Origin of the sequence: Mucilaginibacter sp., from assembly GCF_039921305.1 — a bacterium.
Taxonomy (GTDB): Bacteria; Bacteroidota; Bacteroidia; order Sphingobacteriales; family Sphingobacteriaceae; genus Mucilaginibacter.
Genome location: NZ_JBDSCA010000007.1, coordinates 1 through 2,531, shown reverse-complemented (window position 1 = coordinate 2,531; position 2,531 = coordinate 1). Strand labels below are relative to the sequence as shown.

At 38.6% G+C, this 2,531-nt stretch carries 1 protein-coding gene; it reads right to left on the bottom strand.

Going from position 1 to position 2,531, the window contains the following annotated elements:
* Positions 1 to 2,480: CheR family methyltransferase (locus tag ABIN91_RS01185; protein WP_348047578.1), on the bottom strand; the 2,480-nt coding region annotated here is incomplete at its 3' end.
* Positions 2,481 to 2,531: the final 51 nt, after the last annotated feature.

Below are 2,531 nucleotides of genomic sequence, written 5' to 3'. Positions count from 1 at the left end.
AGAACATTCAACTCTTTTTCTTTCGCCAGCAACAGGCTTACTTTCTCCCGGCTATGTTCAATAGCCAAAACAGAATCAGTTAAGCCTTTATTGCTTATATCCAGGTCACTTAAAAGCTTTTTCAATTCGGTGATCTCGTAAAAACTAATGATAGCACCGTCGGCCCTTTTGCTACCTTTTTTGAGATAAGGCATCGTCATCACCTGGTATACTTTACCGTCTAAAGCTTCCGCTTCTTTGGTAATAACTTCTTCGTCCAGAATTACTTTTTTAATATCTTCAATTAATGTTTCTAATTTGATATTCGTCGTAATATTACTTAATGGACGGCCTATATCGCTTTCCCGGATATTTATATGTTTAACCGCTGCGGGAGAGTACCTTTTCAGCAATAGATTCCGATCTACAAAGAGCTGGCCATTGGTATTGCTGCGGAAATAATTATTAAGGTCATCATTCATATCGGTCAACTCATCAATAGTCATTTGATGTTCCTTATTGATCGTTTGCAGTTCCTCATTGACAGATTGCAGTTCCTCGTTCGTACTCTGCATCTCTTCATTAGCAGATTGCATCTCTTCATTGGCAGATTGCAGTTCTTCGTTAAAGGACTGCATATTCTCATTAGAGTTTTCAATTCGACCGTTAGCTACCGATAGGTTATGCTTTAATTCAGCAACTTCCTGTTCCAAACTAATTATATGTTCTTTGGATACCTCATTAGTATCCTCAACATTGATGATGTGCTTTTCAGTTAATTTCGCATTTACGTCTGTAAACAGAACCAGTAATAACCTTTCTTCTGACTTATCTAAATAGAACGGGCTAAGCACAATATTTATAACCCTGATGTAACTATCATCGGTATCACTCAATTTAAGTTCATTAAGTATAACCCGCTCGTTCAACTTTAGCGCTTTGTGAGCGGCTGCTTTAAAGATGGTGGATATTTTATCAGGCAGCAGGTCATTAAGATTATGATTGAAATTTATATTTTTAAGGTAAAGTGCTGTATTGCCAAAAGATTTTACAACGACCAAATTTTCATCCGTACAGACGCCGGTGAATTTAGATTCATTTAGCAGTGCCTTGTTGATCTGATCGCCTATTTCAGCACCCGAACCAGACGCGAAGCTTTTTTTACTTACTTCCATTTGGGTCGTTTTCACACTTTCGATGACCTGCGATGCAAATGTGTCGAATTTTACAGCACGTCCGTTTTTATTGCTTTGTAGGATATTCCATTTGCCGCTAATTTCTTCAAAGTCGTCTTTGAGCACCGCAGCGTTTTCACTTGGGCCTAAAAAGAGATAGCCGCCTTTTTTCAATCCAAAATGCATCATTGCAAAAACCTTTTGCTGCAACGCTACATTAAGATATATCAGCAGGTTACGACAACTGAGCAAATCAATATTACAATAAGGGGGGTTTTTAACCAAGTCATGCTGTGCAAATATCAGCATCTTCCTGATCTCGTGTTTAATTTTGTAGGATGTACCTTCTTTTGTGAAAAATTGTTGCAGCCTTTCCGTAGAAACCGAATTTTCAATGCTATTTTGGTAAATCCCTTTAGATGCAGTATCAAGTGCAGCCCTACTAATATCCGAAGCAAATATTTTTACATCTATATTTTGAGGATGTTCATTCAGGTATTCTTTAACCAGGATAGCCATCGAATAAGCTTCCTCTCCGGTAGCGCAACCAGCTACCCATATCTTAATAATTTCGTCTTTATTTTTTTCAAAGATTGCAGGAATGACGGTTTCCTGAATAATTTTAAAGGCTTGGGGATCTCTAAAAAAAGATGTTACACTTATCAAAAAATCATTTGCCAGCAAAACAACCTCGGTATGATTATTTTTTAAAAACTTAAAATATTTATCTACCGTATTAAAATTATGCTCAACCATGCGCCTTTTAATTCGCCTGACAATGGTTGGGCGTTTATAATCGGAGAAATCCAACGGCAAGTTTCCTTTGATCAGGTCAAAGATTTTAGTGAGTTCATCCTCATTGATCTGAACATCTTTGTGTTCTGTGAGGGCTTCCAATGTACCATCTTTAACATAATCCTCAATCGCTTGAGGCATAGCTTCCGGCGAAAGGATCAGGTCTGCGCAATCTGTAGCGATGGCGGCCAGTGGCATTCCATTAAAGCCGGCAGTTTGTGGGTCCTGAATAATCACTATTCCACCGGCTTGTTTAATCGCTTCGACACCATTTGATCCATCATTACCGGTACCCGATAAAATGATACCGATTGCTTTATTTCCTCGTTCTTTTGCCAATGATGCAAAAAAGTAATCAATAGTCATGTGTGGACGTGGCTGGTCTTTTTTGTCTGATAAGATAAGCCTGCCATCTTCGACTGCCATAAACTTGGCGCTGGGGATCAGATAGACGGTGTTCGGCTTTATATCTACATTTTCAATAGCCTCAATGACCTGTAATTTGCTGTGGGGTGCCAAGATATGGGCCATCTGACTTTTAAAATCAGAGGAAAGATGCTGAATAATGATGTATGATACCGC